Genomic DNA, 19,099 nt, shown 5'->3' on the forward strand with positions numbered 1-19,099 from the left:
GCTCGTGCAGACTGGCTGGATGCGCACTGAACTCGCCTCGGAGCCGGGAGACGCCGACCGCCCCAACGAGGACTTCACCAGTGTCGGACTACCGGCCTCCGGACAGGGCGGTTCGGTCGTCGTCCTGGACGGTGTCACGCCACCGAAGGGCGGGACGGGGTGCCTGCATTCCGTCCCCTGGTTCACCGCACGCCTCGGCGGAGCTCTGACCGAACTGACCGTTTCACTCCCGGATGCTCCCCTGGTCGACGCCTTGTCCCGCGCCATCGCGCGTACCTCCGAGGCGCACGCCGCAACCTGTGACCTTTCTCACCCCCGGACACCGCAGGCCACGGTGGTCGTGGCCCGCTGGACCCCGGACACGGTGGAGTACCTGGTGCTCTCGGACTCCGCCCTCCTCCTGGAGTCCCCCGACGGCGCGGTGACGCCCGTCCTCGACGACCGCCTCTCCCTGCTCCCCCGCTCGGCCCTGGCCACGGACGCACTGGTGGACTCCACGGTCCGCAACAAGGAGGGCGGCTTCTTCACCGCGGCCGCCGACCCCTCGGTGGCCCGGCGGGCGGTGACCGGAACGGTGCCGCGCCACGAGGTACGCGCCCTGACCGCCCTGACGGACGGCGCCACCCGCTGGGTGGAGAGGTTCGAGGAGGGCGACTGGACGGACTGCTTCCAGCTCGTACGCAAGGAGGGACCCCAGGCACTGGTGGACCGCGTACGGGCGCTGGAACGGGGGGACACCACCAGGACGTTCCTGGGCCGGAGCAAGACGCACGACGACGCGACGGTGGTGTTCGTCGAGTTTTAGGCCGTGTCCGGCCTGGGCGCCGGGAGCTACTTCTCCATGCCCCGGTTGAGCTGGTGCAGCAGCCGGGCCAGTTCCGTGACCTCGTGGGTGTCCCAGTCGGCAAGGCGGCCGGCGTAACGGGCGCGGCGGGCCTCCCGCACCCGGCGGACGCGGTCCTGGCCCTCCTGGGTGAGGGCGACGAGCCAGGCGCGGCCGTCGGCGGGGTCGGGCTCGCGCGCCACCAGCCCGAGTTCCTCCAGGGCGCGCAGCTGGCGGGACATGGTGGCCTTGCCGACGCCGATGTAGGCGGCGAGCTCGGTGGCCCGCTGTTTGCCGCACTCGTCGAGCCGGACGAGGAGCCCGTACGCGGACGACTCCAGGTCGGGGTGGACCTCGCGGGCCATCTCGCCCTGGTTGGCCCGAGCACGCCGCAGCAGCACGGTCAGCTCGCGCTCCAGCGCGAGGAAGGCGGGCTGATCCACACCGCTCGCGGCCAGGGCGGATTCGCCTCCCGGCCCGTCGCCGTTCCCGTTGTCCTGCACGTCAGCCCCTGCCTCGATCTCGCCCCGTACTGAGATTCTCCGTCACCTGCCGTCATCACCGCAGTTCGGCAAGTATTCCGCAGGTCACGGCGCGCTCGTACACAGGGCCACCACACGGTGAAGGCCCGGGCCTCCCTCACGAGAACCCGGGCCTTCCCCTATCCGGTCACGTCCGTCACGCCGCGACCGGAACCTCCGGCGCCGCACCCGCGGTCGCGGGCGCGAGCGCCAGCTCCAGGACCTGGCGGACGTCGGTCACGGCGTGGACGTCGAGCCCGTCCAGCACCTCGGCCGGGACATCGTCCAGGTCGGGTTCGTTGCGCTTGGGGATGATCACGGTGGTGACCCCGGCGCGGTGCGCGGCCAGCAGCTTCTGCTTCACGCCGCCGATCGGCAGGACCCGCCCGGTCAGCGAGACCTCGCCGGTCATCGCCACGTCCGTGCGGACCAGCCGGCCGGACAACAGGGACGCGAGGGCCGTGGTCATCGTGATGCCGGCGCTGGGGCCGTCCTTGGGGACCGCGCCCGCCGGGAAGTGGATGTGCACGCCCCGGTCCTTCAGATCACCCACCGGCAGTTCGAGCTCGGCACCGCGGGAGCGCAGGAAGCTCAGCGCGATCTGCGCGGACTCCTTCATCACGTCGCCCAGCTGGCCGGTCAGGGTCAGCCCGGCCGCGCCCGTCTCCGGGTCGGCGAGCGACGCCTCCACGAACAGCACGTCACCGCCCGCTCCCGTCACCGCGAGCCCGGTCGCCACGCCCGGGACCGCGGTCCGCCGCTCGGCCGGGTCCTGCGCGGACTCGGGCACGTGGTGCGGCCGGCCGATCAGCCCGCGCAGATCCTCGTCCGTGACGGTGTACGGCAGCTTCCGCTCGCCCAGTTCGTGCTGGGCGGCGACCTTGCGCAGCAGCCGTGCGACGGACCGCTCCAGATTGCGGACGCCCGCCTCGCGCGTGTACTCACCGGCGAGCTTGCGCAGCGCGCCCTCGTCGACGGTCACCTCGCCCTCGGCGAGCCCGGCCCGCTCCAGCTGGCGCGGCAGCAGATGGTCGCGGGCGATGACGACCTTCTCGTCCTCGGTGTAGCCGTCCAGGCGGACGATCTCCATCCGGTCGGCCAGCGCCTCCGGGATGGCCTCCAGGACGTTGGCGGTGGCCAGGAAGACCACGTCCGAAAGGTCCAGCTCGACCTCCAGGTAGTGGTCCCGGAAGGTGTGGTTCTGCGCCGGGTCGAGGACTTCGAGGAGGGCGGCGGCCGGGTCGCCCCGGAAGTCCGAGCCCACCTTGTCGATCTCGTCGAGCAGCACGACCGGGTTCATCGACCCGGCCTCCTTGATGGCACGGACGACACGGCCGGGCAGCGCGCCGACGTACGTACGCCGGTGACCGCGGATCTCGGCCTCGTCGCGCACACCGCCGAGGGCCACGCGCACGAACTTCCGGCCCATCGCGTGGGCGACGGACTCGCCGAGGCTGGTCTTGCCGACGCCGGGCGGTCCCACGAGCGCGAGCACGGCACCGCCGCGCCGCCCGCCGACCACGCCGAGACCCCGGTCGGTACGCCGCTTGCGCACCGCGAGGTACTCGGTGATCCGCTCCTTCACGTCCTGAAGACCCGCGTGCTCGGCGTCGAGGACGGCCTGGGCGCCCTGGATGTCGTACGCGTCCTCGGTGCGCTCGTTCCACGGCATCTCCAGGACCGTGTCGAGCCAGGTGCGGATCCACGAGCCCTCGGGCGACTGGTCGGAGGACCGCTCCAGCTTGTCGACCTCCTTGAGCGCGGCCTCGCGGACGTTCTCCGGCAGGTCGGCGGCCTCCACACGGGCGCGGTAGTCGTCGGACTCCTCGCCGTCCTGCTCGCCGTTCAGCTCGCGCAGCTCCTTGCGGACGGCTTCCAGCTGACGCCGCAGCAGGAACTCGCGCTGCTGCTTGTCGACGCCTTCCTGGACGTCCTTGGCGATGGACTCGGCCACGTCCTGCTCGGCGAGGTGGTCGCGCAGCTGCTGGGCGGCGAGCTTCAGCCGGGCCACCGGGTCGGTGGTCTCCAGCAGCTCGATCTTCTGGTCGGTGGTCAGGAAAGGCGAGTAGCCGGAGTTGTCGGCGAGCGCCGAGATGTCGTCGATGGCCTGGACCCGGTCGACGACCTGCCACGCGCCGCGATTGCGCAGCCATGCGGTGGCGAGGGCCTTGTATTCCTTGACCAGTTCGGTGACCTGGCCGGGCAGGGGCTCCGGCACGGTCTCGTCGAGGCGGGTGCCCTCGACCCAGAGGGCGGCGCCGGGACCCGTGGTCCCCGCCCCGATGCGCACCCGGCCCCGGCCGCGGATCAGCGCGCCCGGGTCGCCGTCGGCGAGCCGGCCGACCTGCTCGACGGTGCCCAGGACACCGGTGTTCGCGTAGGTCCCGTCGATCCGCGGCACCAGGAGTACCTGGGGCTTTCCGGGCGTTGACCTGGCAGCGGCCTGAGCGGCCTCCACCGCGGCACGGACCTCGGAGTCACTCAGATCCAGCGGGACCACCATCCCGGGCAGCACGACCTCGCCGTCGAGCGGCAGCACGGGCAGGGTGAGCGGTGTGAACGCCTTGGACTCAGCAGCCATGATCTCCCCTTTGGCAGTCAAGTTGAGCTATGCCGACTCAATGCACGGGAGCTGCCGGATGTTCCCCGATGGCCGTTCGCTGTGAGCGATCACCTGCGGGGAGGGGGAGGAGGGGGGACGAATGGTCGTGTCGCGGGGCGCGGCCGGGGACGCTCCCGGCGGCTACCGGCTACCGGATGCGCGGCTGGTCGCGCGACGGGGTGACACGGGTGTGGCCGCCGCGCCGGACGGGCGCGACCGCCGTCGCCGACACCCGCGGGGCGAGGGTTCTACGAGGCGCCGGGCCGGGAGGTCGCCGCGCGCTTCGCGCGCCACCGCCGGAGTACCGGCCAGGTCGCGATGCCGATGGCCAGGGCGATCAGGTGACCCCAGTTCGTCATCGGGTCGGTGAAGGCGAGGAGGTCCTGGAGGAGCATCCCGCCGAAGACGGCCAGCAGCGGCACGCGCGGCCAGAGCGGCAGCAGGCCGGCCAGGGCGCCGGTGCCGGCCGCGACGCCGAAGCTGACGCCGTAGTCGAGGCGGTGCAGCGAACTGTCGGGGAGGTGCCCGGCCAGCACCGCGAGCCCCACCGGGACCTCGGTCGCCAGCGTGGCCAGGACGTGTCCGAGCAGGAAGACACCGGCCGTGCGCAGGCCCCCGATCCGCCGTTCCAGCGCGGTCAGCACCAGCACGAACCCGATCGTGAACGGCGAGGCCACCCCGCCCGCGACCCACAGCGCGCTGCCGACCAGCACCAGCCCCGGCGTCCGCACCAGGTGCGCCACATCGGTACTGGAGGCCTGGAGCAGGGCGTGGACCAGTGCGGGGTCCGCGTACGCGGAGATCAGCGAGGTGACACAGAGCACGACCGCGTACCCGAACGTGAACGGCGTACCCGTCGGCGTGGGCAGCAGCCGCCAGGGTCGCGGAGTCCGGAGGCGGGGCTCCTCCACCGCGACGGACTCCCGTACGCCCGCACCCCCGCTCTCTCGCGGGCCCCGCTGCCTCGGGACCCCGTCCAGCAGCCCCGGCCCGTCGGAAACGGGCGCGCCCGCCGACGCCGTCGCGGCCGTCTCGTCGGGCGGCGCGGTGCGTTCCAAAACGGGCGCTCCTTCCGTCATGTCCCAGCCTTCGCGTGTTCCTACCCCCCTGTCTGTGACCGGCACCACGCGAGAGCCGATTCACAGCAACCCGGAAGGCGCGCCCCGCGTCCCCCGCCGGCCGCTCCGTAATGCTTGGCGCCGGACACCCCGCACCTGCCAGGATGCCCGGATGTCCACCTCGAACGACCTGCCCGATGTACTGGACCGTCGCGAGGGCCCGCACGGCGAGGTCGTGCTGCGGCGGCACGGAGACCGCCTGGAGATCATCGCGAACGGCTGCTTCCTGATGGACACCTCCGACGGCCGCTCGGAGCGGCGGCTGGTCGACGCGGCCCTGGACGCCCTGGCCGGCCGGCCCCGCCCGGACGTGCTGATCGGCGGACTCGGCGTCGGCTTCTCCCTCGCCCACGCGGCGGCGGACCCCCGCTGGGGAGAGATCTCCGTCGTGGAACGCGAGCACGCGATTGTCGAATGGCACCTCGACGGCCCGCTCTCCGCGTTCTCCGCCGAGGCCTTGGCCGACCCCCGCGCGAAAATCGTCGAATCCGATCTCGTGACGTACGTCAATGAGACATCCAACACGTTCGACGCCCTGTGCCTCGACATCGACAACGGCCCCGGCTGGACCGTCACGGAGGGCAACGGAAATCTCTACTCGGACGCCGGACTGGCAAGCTGCGCACGGGTGTTGAGACCCGGTGGCGTACTCGCCGTCTGGTCCGCCCAGCCCTCGCCGGAATTCGAAGGAACCTTGCGGAATGCCGGGTTCCAGCGGGTGCGTACCGAAGAGATCCCGGTTGCCCGGGGCGTTCCGGACGTCGTACACCTCGGCATCCGCCCTGGATAGCAAAGGTGTGCTGACTCCCCGTACGCTGCTCCCCTGACGCCGATCATTCAAGCGTCAATCGCAACGATGCGCAGGCATAGCCAGTCAGAAGGAATCACCCCACTGATTCCGGAAAGCACACCCCAGGGGCGGGCGATGGAGCAGACACAGACCTCCCACAACGGTTCGGCGACGGCTACCCCGGGCGCGCAGCGCCGGGTTCTCGTCGTCGAGGACGACGCCACGATCGTGGACGCCATCGCGACCCGCCTGCGCGCCGAGGGATTCCTCGTGCAAACGGCGGGCGACGGTCCGGCGGCGGTCGACACGGCCGAGGCCTGGCAGCCCGACCTGCTGATCCTCGACATCATGCTGCCCGGCTTCGACGGTCTGGAGGTCTGCCGGCGCGTGCAGGCCGCACGGCCGGTGCCGGTGATGATGCTCACGGCGCGCGACGACGAGACCGACATGCTGGTCGGGCTGGGCGTCGGCGCCGACGACTACATGACGAAGCCGTTCTCGATGCGGGAGCTGGCTGCGCGTGTGCACGTGCTGCTGCGCCGTGTGGAGCGGGCCGCGCTGGCCGCCGCGACGCCGCGCAGCGGCATCCTGCGCCTCGGCGAGCTGGAGATCGATCACGCTCAGCGACGCGTGCGGGTCCGGAGTGAGGATGTTCACCTCACGCCGACCGAGTTCGATCTCCTGGTCTGCCTGGCGAACACCCCGCGCGCGGTGCTCTCGCGCGAGCAGCTGCTCGCCGAGGTCTGGGACTGGGCGGACGCCTCCGGCACCCGGACCGTCGACAGCCACATCAAGGCGCTGCGCCGGAAGATCGGCGCCGAGCGGATCCGTACGGTGCACGGCGTGGGCTACGCCCTGGAGACCCCGACGCCATGAGCGGCGGACCGGCCGCACGGAGAAACCCCGGGGAGCCGGAACCCTGGGGCGGGGTGAGCCCGTTCTCGATCAAGACCAAGCTGGGCGCGCTGGTCGTCATCTCGGTGCTGATCACCACTGGTCTGTCGGTGATCGCGGTGCACACGAAGACGGAGCTGCGCTTCATCACGGTCTTCTCGATGATCGCCACACTTCTCATCACGCAGTTCGTGGCCCATTCGCTCACCGCGCCGCTGGACGAGATGACCGCCGTGGCCCGCTCCATCTCGCAGGGCGACTACACCCGCCGGGTGCGGGACAACCGCCGTGACGAGCTGGGCGACCTGGCGGTGACGATCAACGCCATGGCCGACGAGCTGGAGGCCCAGGACCGCCAGCGCAAGGAGCTGGTGGCGAACGTCTCGCACGAGCTGCGCACGCCCATCGCGGGTCTGCGCGCGGTGCTGGAGAACATCGTCGACGGCGTCACCCAGGCCGACCCGGAGACGATGCGCACGGCCCTGAAGCAGACCGAGCGCCTCGGCCGGCTGGTGGAGACGCTGCTGGACCTGTCCCGCCTGGACAACGGCGTCGTACCGCTGAAACAGCGGCGCTTCGAGGTGTGGCCCTATCTGTCGGGCGTGCTGAAGGAGGCCAACATGGTCGCCTCCGTGCGCGCGGGCATCGCCACCGGCTCGGGCAGTCACACCCGTACGGACGTCCATCTGCACCTCGATGTGTCCCCGCCGGAGTTGACCGCGCACGCCGACCCGGAGCGCATCCACCAGGTCGTGGCCAATCTCATCGACAACGCGGTCAAGCACAGCCCGCCGCACGGCCGGGTGACGGTCAAGGCGCGGCGCGGCACGCTGCCGGAGTCGCTGGAGCTGGAGGTCCTGGACGAGGGCCCCGGCATTCCGAAGTCCGAGTGGCACCGCGTCTTCGAGCGGTTCAACCGCGGCAGCGCCAAGCGGCCGCAGGGCCCGGGCAGCGACGGCGGCACGGGGCTCGGCCTGGCGATCGCCCGCTGGGCGGTGGATCTGCACGGCGGTCGGATCGGAGTGGCCGAATCCGAGCGAGGTTGCCGGATTCTTGTCACTCTTCCGGGACTTACATCTCTGCCAAGTTGACGTAAAGTTCGAAGCGGAGCCTCAAGATCCACGGGCGTCCGCGCTGACGGACACGTGTGATCAGGCACAGACCCGCGCCGTCGGCGCCCCGGGTGCCGCTCCACCCTTCCCTCCTTAAGCGGAACCACGCTTGTTTCCCGCCATTTCAAGCCCCGAAACACTCTCTGAAGTGTGACTTGCGTGACGTTGAACGGGCCCGGCCTGACCTTCGCGGTCGGGGAGGCGTAGCCTTGATTCCCGCTGTCCATCATCTTGTGAAGCGGAAGAGGGCGGTTGCCGCCGTGTCGCCACAGTCCCCCAGTAACTCGAGCATCTCGACCGACACCGACCAAGCGGGGAAGAACCCTGCCGCGTCGTTCGGTGCCAACGAGTGGCTCGTCGACGAGATCTATCAGCAGTACCTCCAGGACCCGAACTCGGTAGACCGAGCCTGGTGGGACTTCTTCGCCGACTACAAGCCAGGGGCGGCCGCCGCCCCGGCTCCGGCGGGTACCGCGGCCGCGGGGGCCGGGGGGACCACCACCGCCCAGCCGGCGGCCCAGGCCGCCCCCGCCCCGGCCGCGGCCCCCGCCCCGGCGGCCGAGAAGCCCGCCGCCGCGCCGGCTCCCGCCCAGGCGAAGCCCGCCGCGCAGGCCCCGGCCCAGGCCGCCGCTCCGGCGAAGGCCGCTCCGGCCGCCGCCAAGCCGGCCGCCGCGAAGCCGAAGGCCGAGCCCGCCGCCGAGGCCCCGTCGGGTCCCGAGCAGGTCGTGCTGCGCGGCCCCGCCGCCGCGGTCGCGAAGAACATGAACGCCTCGCTGGAGGTGCCCACGGCCACGTCCGTGCGCGCGGTCCCGGTGAAGCTGCTCTTCGACAACCGCATCGTCATCAACAACCACCTGAAGCGCGCCCGGGGCGGGAAGATCTCCTTCACGCACCTGATCGGCTACGCGATGGTGCAGGCCATCAAGGCCATGCCGTCGATGAACTACTCCTTCGCGGAGAAGGACGGCAAGCCGACCCTGGTCAAGCCCGACCACGTCAACTTCGGCCTGGCCATCGACCTGGTCAAGCCCAACGGCGACCGTCAGCTGGTCGTCGCGGGCATCAAGAAGGCCGAGACGCTGAACTTCTTCGAGTTCTGGCAGGCCTACGAGGACATCGTCCGCCGCGCGCGCGACGGCAAGCTGGGCATGGACGACTTCACCGGCGTGACGGTCTCCCTGACCAACCCCGGCGGTCTCGGCACCGTCCACTCCGTGCCGCGCCTGATGCCCGGCCAGTCGGTGATCATGGGCGTCGGCTCCATGGACTACCCGGCTGAGTTCCAGGGCACCTCCCAGGACACCCTGAACAAGCTCGGCATCTCCAAGGTCATGACGCTCACGTCGACCTACGACCACCGGGTGATCCAGGGCGCCGCCTCCGGCGAGTTCCTGCGGATCGTCGCGAACCTCCTGCTCGGCGAGAACAACTTCTACGACGAGATCTTCGAGGCGCTGCGCATCCCCTACGAGCCGGTCCGCTGGCTCAAGGACATCGACGCGTCCCACGACGACGACGTCACGAAGGCCGCCCGCGTCTTCGAGCTGATCCACTCCTACCGGGTCCGCGGCCACGTCATGGCCGACACCGACCCGCTGGAGTACCAGCAGCGCAAGCACCCCGACCTGGACATCACCGAGCACGGGCTCACCCTGTGGGACCTGGAGCGTGAGTTCGCCGTCGGCGGCTTCTCCGGCAAGTCCCTGATGAAGCTGCGCGACATCCTCGGCGTGCTGCGCGACTCGTACTGCCGCACCACCGGCGTCGAGTTCATGCACATCCAGGACCCGAAGCAGCGCCGGTGGATCCAGGACCGCATCGAGCGGGCGCACACCAAGCCGGAGCGCGAGGAGCAGCTGCGCATCCTGCGCAGGCTGAACGCCGCCGAGGCCTTCGAGACCTTCCTGCAGACGAAGTACGTCGGCCAGAAGCGGTTCTCCCTGGAGGGCGGCGAGTCCGTCATCCCGCTGCTGGACGCGGTCCTGGACAGCGCGGCGGAGTCCCGCCTCGACGAGGTCGTCGTCGGCATGGCCCACCGCGGCCGGCTGAACGTCCTGGCGAACATCGTCGGCAAGTCGTACGCGCAGATCTTCCGCGAGTTCGAGGGCAACCTCGACCCGAAGTCGATGCACGGCTCCGGCGACGTGAAGTACCACCTGGGCGCCGAGGGCACCTTCACCGGCCTGGACGGCGAGCAGATCAAGGTCTCGCTCACCGCCAACCCCTCGCACCTGGAGGCGGTGGACCCGGTCCTGGAGGGCGTCTCGCGCGCCAAGCAGGACATCATCAACAAGGGCGGCACGGACTTCACGGTCCTGCCGGTGGCGATCCACGGCGACGCGGCCTTCGCGGGCCAGGGCGTGGTGGCCGAGACCCTGAACATGTCGCAGCTGCGCGGCTACCGCACCGGCGGCACGGTCCACATCGTCATCAACAACCAGGTCGGCTTCACGGCGGCTCCCGAGTCCTCGCGTTCCTCCATGTACGCGACGGACGTGGCCCGCATGATCGAGGCCCCGATCTTCCACGTGAACGGCGACGACCCCGAGGCCGTCGTCCGCGTTGCCCGCCTGGCCTTCGAATTCCGCCAGGCGTTCAACAAGGACGTGGTGATCGACCTCATCTGCTACCGCCGCCGCGGTCACAACGAGTCGGACAACCCGGCCTTCACCCAGCCGCTGATGTACGACCTGATCGACAAGAAGCGCTCGGTGCGCAAGCTGTACACCGAGTCCCTGATCGGTCGCGGCGACATCACCCTGGAAGAGGCCGAGCAGGCGCTGCAGGACTACCAGGGCCAGCTGGAGAAGGTCTTCACGGAGGTCCGCGAGGCCACAGCGCAGCCGGCCGCCGCGGAGCCCACCGACCCGCAGGCCGAGTTCCCGGTCGCCGTGAACACCGCGGTGACCTCGGAGGTCGTCAAGCGGATCGCCGAGTCCCAGGTCAACATCCCCGACCACATCACCGTCCACCCGCGTCTGCTGCCGCAGCTGCAGCGCCGGGCGGCGATGGTCGAGGACGGCACGATCGACTGGGGCATGGGCGAGACCCTCGCGATCGGCTCCCTCCTGCTGGAGGGCGTCCCGGTCCGCCTCGCGGGCCAGGACTCGCAGCGCGGTACGTTCGGCCAGCGCCACGCGGTCATCATCGACCGCAGCACCGGCGAGGAGTACACGCCGCTGCAGTACCTCTCCGAGGACCAGGCGCGGCTGAACGTCTACAACTCCCTCCTCTCCGAGTACGCGGCGATGGGCTTCGAGTACGGCTACTCGCTGGCCCGCCCCGAGGCGCTCGTGATGTGGGAGGCGCAGTTCGGCGACTTCGTCAACGGCGCCCAGACGGTCGTGGACGAGTTCATTTCGTCGGCCGAGCAGAAGTGGGCCCAGACCTCCGGCGTCGTCCTGCTCCTGCCGCACGGTTACGAGGGCCAGGGTCCGGACCACTCCTCGGCCCGCCCGGAGCGCTTCCTCCAGATGTGCGCCCAGAACAACATGACGGTCGCCACGCCGACGTCGCCGTCGAACTACTTCCACCTCCTGCGGTGGCAGGTGCACAACCCGCACCACAAGCCGCTGGTGGTCTTCACGCCGAAGTCGATGCTGCGCCTGAAGGCGGCGGCGGCGAAGGCGGAGGAGTTCACGACGGGCCAGTTCCAGCCGGTCATCGGCGACGCGTCGGTCGACCCGGCCGCGGTCAAGAAGGTCGTCTTCTGCGCCGGCAAGGTCTACTACGACCTGGAGGCCGAGCGTCAGAAGCGCGGCGTCACGGACACGGCGATCATCCGCATCGAGCGCCTGTACCCGCTGCCGGGTGCCGAGCTCCAGGCGGAGATCAAGAAGTACCCGAACGCCGAGAAGTACCTGTGGGCCCAGGAGGAGCCGGCGAACCAGGGTGCCTGGCCGTTCATCGCGCTCAACCTGATCGACCACCTGGACCTGGCGGTCGGCGCCGACGTCCCGCACGGCGAGCGCCTGCGCCGCATCTCGCGCCCGCACGGCTCGTCCCCGGCGGTCGGTTCCGCGAAGCGGCACCAGGCCGAGCAGGAGCAGTTGGTGCGTGAGGTGTTCGAGGCGTAAGCGCCCTCGCGCGTCGTAACTGACCGGGCCGCATCCCCGCTACGGGGGTGCGGCCCGGCCGTTTGCGCGCACATATCCTTGACGGCATGTACTTCACGGACCGTGGCATCGAGGAACTGGAGAAGCGGCGCGGCGAGGAGGAGGTCACCTTCGAGTGGCTCGCCGAGCAGCTGCGGACGTTCGTCGATCTGAACCCCGACTTCGAGGTGCCGGTGGAGCGCCTGGCGACGTGGCTGGCACGGCTGGACGACGAGGACGACGAGTAGGAGTCCGCCGCCGGGCCCGAGCGGTCAGTCGCGTGGATACGTGATGCCGTACGCCAGGCCCAGCGTGCCGTTGGCCAGCAGCAGCCCTCCGGCCGCGACCCAGCCCCCGCTGCGCCGCCATAGCCCCCAGGCCAGGAGCGGTACGCCCGCCGCCACTTGAGCGAGAGCCAGGGCCCGGGCCCTGGGGCCGCCGGTCCAGGGCGTCCAGGGACCGAGGCGGCTGTGGCCGACGCTGTGGCGTTCCCCGACGGCCTCACGCCGGCCCGGCCATGCGACCGGGAGGCTGTCCGGCCGGAGCGCGGCGGCTTTCCGGAGGCGGTCGGCGGGTTCGCCTGGGGCGAGTTCGGGAGGCAGTGCGACGCCCACGCGCGCGAGGACCGCCAGCAGGCCGCGCAGCCGGGTGCGGGCATCGGCCGCGGAGTCGGGTTTCGCCAGCTGGTCGAGGGCCTGCACGTCCAGGACGGGATCGAGGCCCACGCGCGCTGCGAAGGTGCGCAGCGCCTCGTCCTCCCCCACCGGTACGCCGCTCGCGAGCCAGTCGAAGCCGACCGGGCGGCGAAAGCCGGACGCGAGCAGGAACCCCGCGTGGTCGGTGTCCCACCACAGGGCGAGCACGGGCCAGGGCGCCCCCACGGCGAGGGCAGTGGCCCAGCCGGTGACCACCCGGTCGACGGGCTCGCCGCCGTCCCGCCAGGGCCCGCCCTCGGGGACGAGCACGCTCCAGCCGTCGCCCGCTCGAATGAGCTGCACGGGTTCGCGCAGCAGGTGGGCGACGGGGGCGACGGCCCCGGGCGCCTGCCTGCACAGCAGCAGCGCCCCAGGGGCGGGACCTGCGGGTCCGGTACGGCCAGCTTCCGTCGGCATGGTCACACGCTAGGTCGACTCACCCCATTTGAACACTTTTACCCACCCCGCCACCCCACAACGAGTGTCTTGACTTTCCCCTTCCGCGATATATCGTGAATACGAGAAGACGCGATATGGCGCGTTGAGTCGGGGAGGTCTGCACCATGTCCGAGTGGTCCGTCGCGGAACCGAAGAAGCTCACCTTCGACGAGTCCGTGAGCGATCTGCACGTGCGACTCGTCAACGGAACGGTGAACGTGGTGGGCACGGACGAAGGTTCCGCCCGCCTGGAGATCTCCGAGATCGAGGGCCCACCCCTGGTGGTGACCCAGCAGGACGGCACCCTCACGGTGGCCTACGAGGACCTGCCCTGGAAGGGCTTTCTCAAGTGGCTGGACCGCAAGGGCTGGCGCCGCAGCGCGGTGGTCTCCCTGGCCGTCCCGGTCGGCACCCGGGTGGAGGTGGGGGTGGTCGGCGCTGCCGCCGTGATCTCCGGGATCCAGGGACCGTCGGTGGTGAAGGGCGTCACGGGCGACACGACCCTGGTGGGGCTCTCCGGCCCGGTCCGCGCCGACACGGTCTCCGGCAGCCTGGAGGCCCAGGACGTGACCGGCGACCTCCGGTTCAACTCCGTCTCCGGAGACCTCACGGTGGTCGAGGGCTCCGGCCCCTCCGTGCGGGCCGAATCGGTCAGCGGCTCCATGATCATCGACCTCGACCCCGACGGCCCCACGGACGTGCGGCTGACCAGCGTCTCGGGCGAGATCGCGATCCGCCTGCCCTACCCGGCGGACGCGGAGGTCGAGGCCAACACGGCGAGCGGCGCCATCTCCAACGCCTTCGACGGACTACGGGTACACGGCCAGTGGGGCGCCCACAAGATCACGGGCCGCCTCGGCGCGGGCAACGGCACACTGCGGGCCACCACCGTCTCCGGCTCGATCGCCCTGCTGCGCCGCCCGGCCGGAGAGGACGAGGACGAGGAGCCCTGGGACACACACCCCGGCACGGGCAACTCGCCGACGGACCCGCCGGTCGGCCCGCGGGGCGACTCGGGAGACAATTCCGTCTCCGGCCGGAGCGAGGGCGCCACCAGCGTCCCGGCCGACGGCACGACCGACAAGAAGGTGCTCTGACATGCCCCCCGTCTTCGCCCACGGCCGCCTCCGCCTCTACCTGCTGAAGCTGCTGGACGAGGCCCCCCGCCACGGCTACGAGGTGATCCGCCTCCTCGAGGAGCGCTTCCAGGGGCTGTACGCACCGTCGGCGGGCACGGTCTACCCGCGCCTGGCCAAGCTGGAGGCCGAGGGCCTGGTCACCCACACCACCGAGGGCGGCCGCAAGGTGTACTCGATCACGGACGCCGGCCGGGCCGAACTGGCCGACCGCAGCGGCGAGCTGGCCGATCTGGAACTGGAGATCCGGGAGTCGGTCGCGGAGCTGGCCGCCGAGATCCAGGCCGATGTGCGCGGAGCCGCGGGCGACCTGCGCCGAGAGATGCGCGCGGCGGCGACCGAGGCCCGCCGCGGCAACGGCAGCAAGCCCCCCGGCGCACAGGACGCCCCCTTCGGTGACTTCACGGCCTACGGCGACAAGGAGGCGTGGCGCGTCGCCAAGGAGGAGATGCGGCGCGCCAGGCAGGAGTGGAAGGAACAGGCCCGCCGCGCCAAGGACGAGAGTCGCCGCGCTCGCGAGGACGCCCAGCGCGCCCGCCGCCAGGCGAAGGAGGCCCAGGAGCAGGCCCGGGCCCAGGCGCAGGAGCAGGTGCAGCACATCGCCCGCCGGGTCCAGGAGCAGGTGCAGGACCACTTCACACGGGGCGACTGGCCTACGGGCCTGCGCGAGGGCCTGAGCGAACTGGTCAAGGAGGTGGGCGAGTTCGGAAAGGACTACGGCAAGGACTTCGGCTTCGACTGGACCGGCACGGGAACGGGCACCGGCACCGGATCCAACACAGGATCCGGCACAGGATCCGGCTCCCACCGGCCGACCACCCCCGAGGCGCCCCCCGAGGCGCCCCCCGAGCCGCCCCCCTCACAGCCCTCTGCGGACTTCCCGGCCGCCTACGAACCGGCCTGGGCCCACGAGGACACCGCGGACTCCACCGGCGACCCTGCCCGCGACCTGGACCGCCTGCTCGACCGCTTCCGGGACGACATCCGCGACGCGGCCCGCGACCACGGCGTCACCTCCGACCAACTGCGCGACGCCCGCCGCCACCTGTCGACGGCGGCGGCCCATATAGGAGCACTCCTGCGCACGCCGAAGAAGTAGGCGGCCAGTGGGAACGCCCCGTCACCCGGCCTTGGCCTCGCCACCTCCGTACAGCACCCGCACCAGGGTCTCGTACGTCACCCCGTGGTCGGCGAGGACCTCGGCCGGCACGCCGGGTCGCATGGTCAGAGCCAGCAGGATGTGCTCATCACCGATGTGCCGGTCCCGCTGGGCGAGAGCGACGCGCAAGGAGTGCTCCAGAACCCCCTTGGCACCCCGCCCGAACGAGGGCCGCCCCGACCACCACCCCTTGTCCTTCCGGTCGCCGGACATGGCGCCGACCCCGTGCACCTCCTCCACCCGGGCGACGATCTCCGCCACGTCGATCCCCAACCCGGCGAGCGCGTCAGTATCGGCCTGTGAAAGCCCGGCCCGCCGCCGCGCCTGACGCACCGCCTGACGCACGGACTCCCGCCCCTCCCCGAGCCCGAGAGCGGTCAGCGCGAACGACCCACGACTGCCCTCACGGTCGAGCAGCGCCAGCAGCAGATGCTCCGGCTCCACACACTGCCCGTCACCCCCCTCCACATACTCGAACGCGCTCTTCACCACACCCCGGGCGTCGTTCGTGAACCGCTCGAACATCAATGCCTCCCGTACTTCTTGTGCACGGCCTGCCTGCTCACACCGAGTTCGGCGGCGATCTCCTGCCACGACCAGCCCTGATTGCGCGCATTGCGCACCTGTACGGCTTCCAACTGCTCCAGCAGCCTGCGCAGCGCGGCGACGGCCCGCAGGCCGACCCGTGGATCACGGTCACCCGCGCGCTCGGCCAGATCCGTTGCTTCGGTCATACCGTCAACCTACGTTGACACCCGACCTCCGTCAACCCTAGTTGACACACGAAAGCGGTCGGCCCACCCGGACCGACCGCCAACGTCACACAGGGGGCGCCTCAGGAACCCCCGAACACCTCAGGAATTCGTCAGCACGACCTTCCCGAACTGCTCACCCGAAGCCAGCCGTTCGAAGCCCTCACGCGCACGATCCATGGGCAGCACCTCATCGATCACGGGCCGCACACCGGTGGCGGCACAGAACGCGAGCAGATCCTCCAGCTCATCCTTGGTCCCCATCGTGGAACCGACGACCTTGAGCTCGAGGAAGAAGATCCGGGTCAGTTCGGCGTGCGAGGGCCGGTCACCACTCGTCGCACCGGATATCACCAGCGCGCCTCCGGGCTTCAGCGACTTCACGGAGTGCGACCACGTCGCGGCCCCGACGGTCTCGATCACGGCGTCGACCCGCTGCGGCAGCCGCGCCCCGGCCTCCACGGCCTCCACGGCCCCCAGCTCCACGGCCCGCTTCCGCTTGGCCTCGTCCCGGCTGGTCGCGAAGACCCGCAGCCCGGCCGCCTTCCCCAGCACGATGGCGGCCGTGGCGACACCACCGCCGGCTCCCTGCACCAGCACGGAGTCGCCGGGCCGGACACCCGCGTTGGTGAACAGCATCCGATACGCGGTCAGCCACGCGGTCGGCAGACAAGCGGCCTCCTCGAAGGAGAGCTCCTTGGGCTTGGGCAGGATGTTCCAGGTCGGCACGGCGACCTGCTCGGCGAACGTGCCCTGGTACCGCTCGGTGAGGATGGAACGAGGCTCCTTGGGCCCCACCCCGTGCCCGGTCTGCCCGATCACGGAGTGCAGGACGACCTCGTTGCCGTCCTCGTCGACACCGGCGGCGTCACAGCCGAGGATCATCGGCAGCTTGTCCTCTGCGAGGCCGACGCCACGCAGGGACCACAGGTCGTGGTGGTTGAGGGAGGCGGCCTTGACCGTGACGGTACTCCAGCCGGAGCGGGCCTCGGGAGCCGGACGCTCTCCCAACTCCAGGCCGGTCAGCGGCTGGTCGCGGTCGATTCGGGCGGCATAGACAGCGAACATGACCTTGACGATAGGTTCCCGGACCGACCGTTGGAACCACCGCCGCATGTGAGACACACCCTCTTGCCAGGCACTCCACGTTGATGCCGCTGCCGGCACCCGGCGGGTCCGCAGCCGGGCGTTTTCAAGGTGCGCGGCGTTGCTGCTGGGGCGGGGTGGGTCCGCAACCCGGCGGAACGGGGTCCCGCAGCCAGGGCAGCCACGACGCGCCCGCACCCGCGCACGGCGAGAAGGGGACGTGTCGGGGGGTGTCCGCCCGCAGCGGTTGGCGCGTCAACGAACAGTCAGTCGGCGTGAGACCCCATCGCGCCGTTCCGAGGACGGACACCCCCCGACACGGCCCCGACCCACAACCCGGCGCATAGGCGCGACGCGCACCCCCACCCCACCCGCACAGGCCGCCGCAGGCACCCCACCACCCAAACAGCCCCACCCACCCCCACCAAAAGAAATGGCCCCGCCCACACTCGGACGGGGCCACATCACGGCAGTGTCACCGCCGAGCCACACCCTCAGCCCGCGCAGCCGCAGCCACAGCCGCCGTCACCGCCGGCGCGACCCGCTCGTCGAACGGCGACGGGATGACGTAGTCGGCCGCGAGATCGTCCCCGACCACGGACGCCAGCGCCTCGGCCGCTGCCAGCTTCATCCCCTCGGTGATCCGGGAGGCCCGCACCTGCAGCGCCCCCGCGAAGATCCCCGGGAACGCCAGCACGTTGTTGATCTGGTTGGGGAAGTCCGACCGCCCGGTAGCCACCACGGACGCGTACTTGTGCGCGACCTCCGGGTGCACCTCAGGATTCGGGTTCGCCATGGCGAACACAAACGCACCCTCGGCCATCGAGGAAACCGCAGCCTCCGGCACCGTCCCACCGGACACCCCGATGAACACATCGGCCCCGTCCAGCGCGGCCTCCAGCGACCCGCTGATCCCCGCCTTGTTCGTGAACCCGGCCAGCTCCTGCTTCACCGCAGTGAGGTCGTCCCGGTCCGCCGACACGACACCCTTGCGGTCGGCCACCGCGACATCCCCGATCCCGGCCTCGACCAGCATCCGCGCGATGGCGACACCCGCCGCCCCCGCCCCGGAGATGACAGCCCGCAGCTCCCCCAGCGACCGCTGGCTCAGCCGCGCGGCGTTCCGCAGGGCCGCCAGCGTCACCACCGCCGTACCGTGCTGGTCGTCATGGAAGACCGGAATGTCCAGCCGCTCCTGCAGCTTCCGCTCGATCTCGAAGCACCGGGGCGCCGAGATGTCCTCCAGGTTGACCCCGCCGAACGACGGCGCGAGCCGCACCACGGTCTCGACGATCTCGTCGACGTCCGTGCAGTTCAGCGCGATCGGAACCGCGTCCACGCCCCCGAACTGCTTGAACAGAATCGCCTTGCCCTCCATCACCGGGAGGGAGGCCTCGGGCCCGATGTCACCGAGCCCCAGCACGGCCGTACCGTCCGTCACGACGGCGACGACCGACGACTTCCACGTGTAATCGTGGACGAGGTCCGGCTGCTCCGCGATCGCGCTGCACACCTTCGCGACGCCGGGCGTGTACGCCAGGGACAGGTCGTCCTTGTCGCGGACCGGCACCGTGGCCTGCACGGCCATTTTGCCGCCGCGATGCAACGCGAACGCCGGGTCGAAGGAGTCGAGGGGCTCCGCACCGCCCTCGTGACCCGTATGGTCCGTCGTGCTCTCGCTGCGAGGATTGACGATCTCCGCTGCCACTTCGTTTTACCCCTTAAATCTTCATTGGTTTGAGGGTGGCCACTCCTGGTGAGGCGTGGGCGGGCACCGCGTACGGCCATGGTCGTGCTGGGTACGAGTTACGTACGGGCACATACGCGACGGGCGCGCCGCACACGCGCCCTGAGCCCCGGATGAGGGGTGTAAAGACCC

General features: G+C 70.9%; 16 protein-coding genes. 8 read left to right on the forward strand and 8 right to left on the reverse strand.

The features are described 5' to 3' along the window. Positions 1-19: 19 nt before the first annotated feature. The gene (locus ACZ58V_RS02260) at positions 20-805 is read left to right on the forward strand and encodes a protein phosphatase 2C domain-containing protein (RefSeq protein WP_471287927.1); all 786 of its coding nucleotides are present in this window, start codon (positions 20-22) and stop codon (positions 803-805) included. 26 nt (positions 806-831) lie between these two features. Here ACZ58V_RS02260 and ACZ58V_RS02265 read toward each other — a convergent pair whose 3' ends face one another. The 3 genes from ACZ58V_RS02265 to ACZ58V_RS02275 all read right to left on the reverse strand — a co-directional run bounded on the left by ACZ58V_RS02265 (position 832) and on the right by ACZ58V_RS02275 (position 5,004). Beyond that, complete coding sequence (locus ACZ58V_RS02265; RefSeq protein WP_468188026.1) at positions 832-1,326, reverse strand: MarR family winged helix-turn-helix transcriptional regulator; 495 nt, start codon at positions 1,324-1,326, stop codon at positions 832-834. A 175-nt stretch (positions 1,327-1,501) separates the two neighbouring features. Further along, complete coding sequence (lon, locus tag ACZ58V_RS02270) at positions 1,502-3,925, reverse strand: endopeptidase La (RefSeq protein WP_471287928.1); 2,424 nt, start codon at positions 3,923-3,925, stop codon at positions 1,502-1,504. Positions 3,926-4,194: 269 nt separating this feature from the next. Beyond that, positions 4,195-5,004, reverse strand: a complete 810-nt coding sequence (locus ACZ58V_RS02275; RefSeq protein WP_471287929.1) for a rhomboid-like protein — start codon at positions 5,002-5,004, stop codon at positions 4,195-4,197. A gap of 172 nt (positions 5,005-5,176) precedes the next feature. Here ACZ58V_RS02275 and ACZ58V_RS02280 point away from each other — a divergent pair, with 172 nt between their 5' ends. The 5 genes from ACZ58V_RS02280 (at position 5,177) to ACZ58V_RS02300 (ending at position 12,202) form a co-directional block, all read left to right on the forward strand. After that, positions 5,177-5,854: a spermidine synthase family protein gene (locus ACZ58V_RS02280; protein WP_468188018.1), complete on the forward strand. Its 678-nt coding sequence runs from the start codon at positions 5,177-5,179 to the stop codon at positions 5,852-5,854. Positions 5,855-5,989: 135 nt separating this feature from the next. Next, positions 5,990-6,730, forward strand: a complete 741-nt coding sequence (locus ACZ58V_RS02285; RefSeq protein ID WP_184590528.1) for a response regulator transcription factor — start codon at positions 5,990-5,992, stop codon at positions 6,728-6,730. After that, positions 6,727-7,839 carry a HAMP domain-containing sensor histidine kinase gene (locus ACZ58V_RS02290; RefSeq protein ID WP_468188016.1) on the forward strand — a complete coding sequence of 371 codons (1,113 nt, stop codon included), beginning with the start codon at positions 6,727-6,729 and terminating at the stop codon, positions 7,837-7,839. The genes ACZ58V_RS02285 and ACZ58V_RS02290 overlap by 4 nt, the downstream gene beginning before the upstream one ends. Positions 7,840-8,120: 281 nt before the next feature. After that, positions 8,121-11,936 (forward strand): multifunctional oxoglutarate decarboxylase/oxoglutarate dehydrogenase thiamine pyrophosphate-binding subunit/dihydrolipoyllysine-residue succinyltransferase subunit, encoded by a 3,816-nt coding sequence (locus tag ACZ58V_RS02295; protein WP_468188014.1) that lies wholly within the window; start codon positions 8,121-8,123, stop codon positions 11,934-11,936. An 86-nt stretch (positions 11,937-12,022) separates the two neighbouring features. Continuing rightward, on the forward strand, positions 12,023-12,202 hold the full coding sequence (locus ACZ58V_RS02300) for a DUF6104 family protein (RefSeq protein WP_003992906.1): 180 nt from the start codon (positions 12,023-12,025) through the stop codon (positions 12,200-12,202). Positions 12,203-12,226: 24 nt separating this feature from the next. On the opposite strand, the gene ACZ58V_RS02305 is transcribed toward ACZ58V_RS02300, so the two are convergent. Next, on the reverse strand, positions 12,227-13,066 hold the full coding sequence (locus ACZ58V_RS02305; protein WP_471287934.1) for a hypothetical protein: 840 nt from the start codon (positions 13,064-13,066) through the stop codon (positions 12,227-12,229). A 146-nt stretch (positions 13,067-13,212) separates the two neighbouring features. Here ACZ58V_RS02305 and ACZ58V_RS02310 point away from each other — a divergent pair, with 146 nt between their 5' ends. Then, a complete protein-coding gene (locus tag ACZ58V_RS02310) occupies positions 13,213-14,184 on the forward strand; it encodes a DUF4097 family beta strand repeat-containing protein (protein ID WP_471287935.1) in 972 nt (323 codons plus the stop codon). Position 14,185: 1 nt separating this feature from the next. Next, complete coding sequence (locus tag ACZ58V_RS02315; protein ID WP_471287936.1) at positions 14,186-15,322, forward strand: PadR family transcriptional regulator; 1,137 nt, start codon at positions 14,186-14,188, stop codon at positions 15,320-15,322. Positions 15,323-15,343: 21 nt separating this feature from the next. Here the strand turns inward: ACZ58V_RS02315 and ACZ58V_RS02320 are convergent, their stop codons facing one another. From ACZ58V_RS02320 to ACZ58V_RS02335, 4 genes are all read right to left on the reverse strand, one after another. After that, positions 15,344-15,907 (reverse strand): Clp protease N-terminal domain-containing protein, encoded by a 564-nt coding sequence (locus ACZ58V_RS02320; protein WP_471287937.1) that lies wholly within the window; start codon positions 15,905-15,907, stop codon positions 15,344-15,346. Then, on the reverse strand, positions 15,907-16,116 hold the full coding sequence (locus tag ACZ58V_RS02325; RefSeq protein ID WP_004925761.1) for an HTH domain-containing protein: 210 nt from the start codon (positions 16,114-16,116) through the stop codon (positions 15,907-15,909). Before ACZ58V_RS02325 ends, ACZ58V_RS02320 begins: the two co-directional genes overlap by 1 nt. A 120-nt stretch (positions 16,117-16,236) precedes the next feature. Continuing rightward, positions 16,237-17,202, reverse strand: coding sequence for a zinc-binding dehydrogenase (locus tag ACZ58V_RS02330; RefSeq protein ID WP_468188003.1), 966 nt, complete (start codon positions 17,200-17,202; stop codon positions 16,237-16,239). 493 nt (positions 17,203-17,695) lie between these two features. Then, complete coding sequence (locus ACZ58V_RS02335; RefSeq protein WP_468188001.1) at positions 17,696-18,928, reverse strand: NAD(P)-dependent malic enzyme; 1,233 nt, start codon at positions 18,926-18,928, stop codon at positions 17,696-17,698. Between the last annotated feature and the right edge of the window lie 171 nt (positions 18,929-19,099).

Source organism: Streptomyces sp. NPDC040589 (assembly GCF_055594445.1).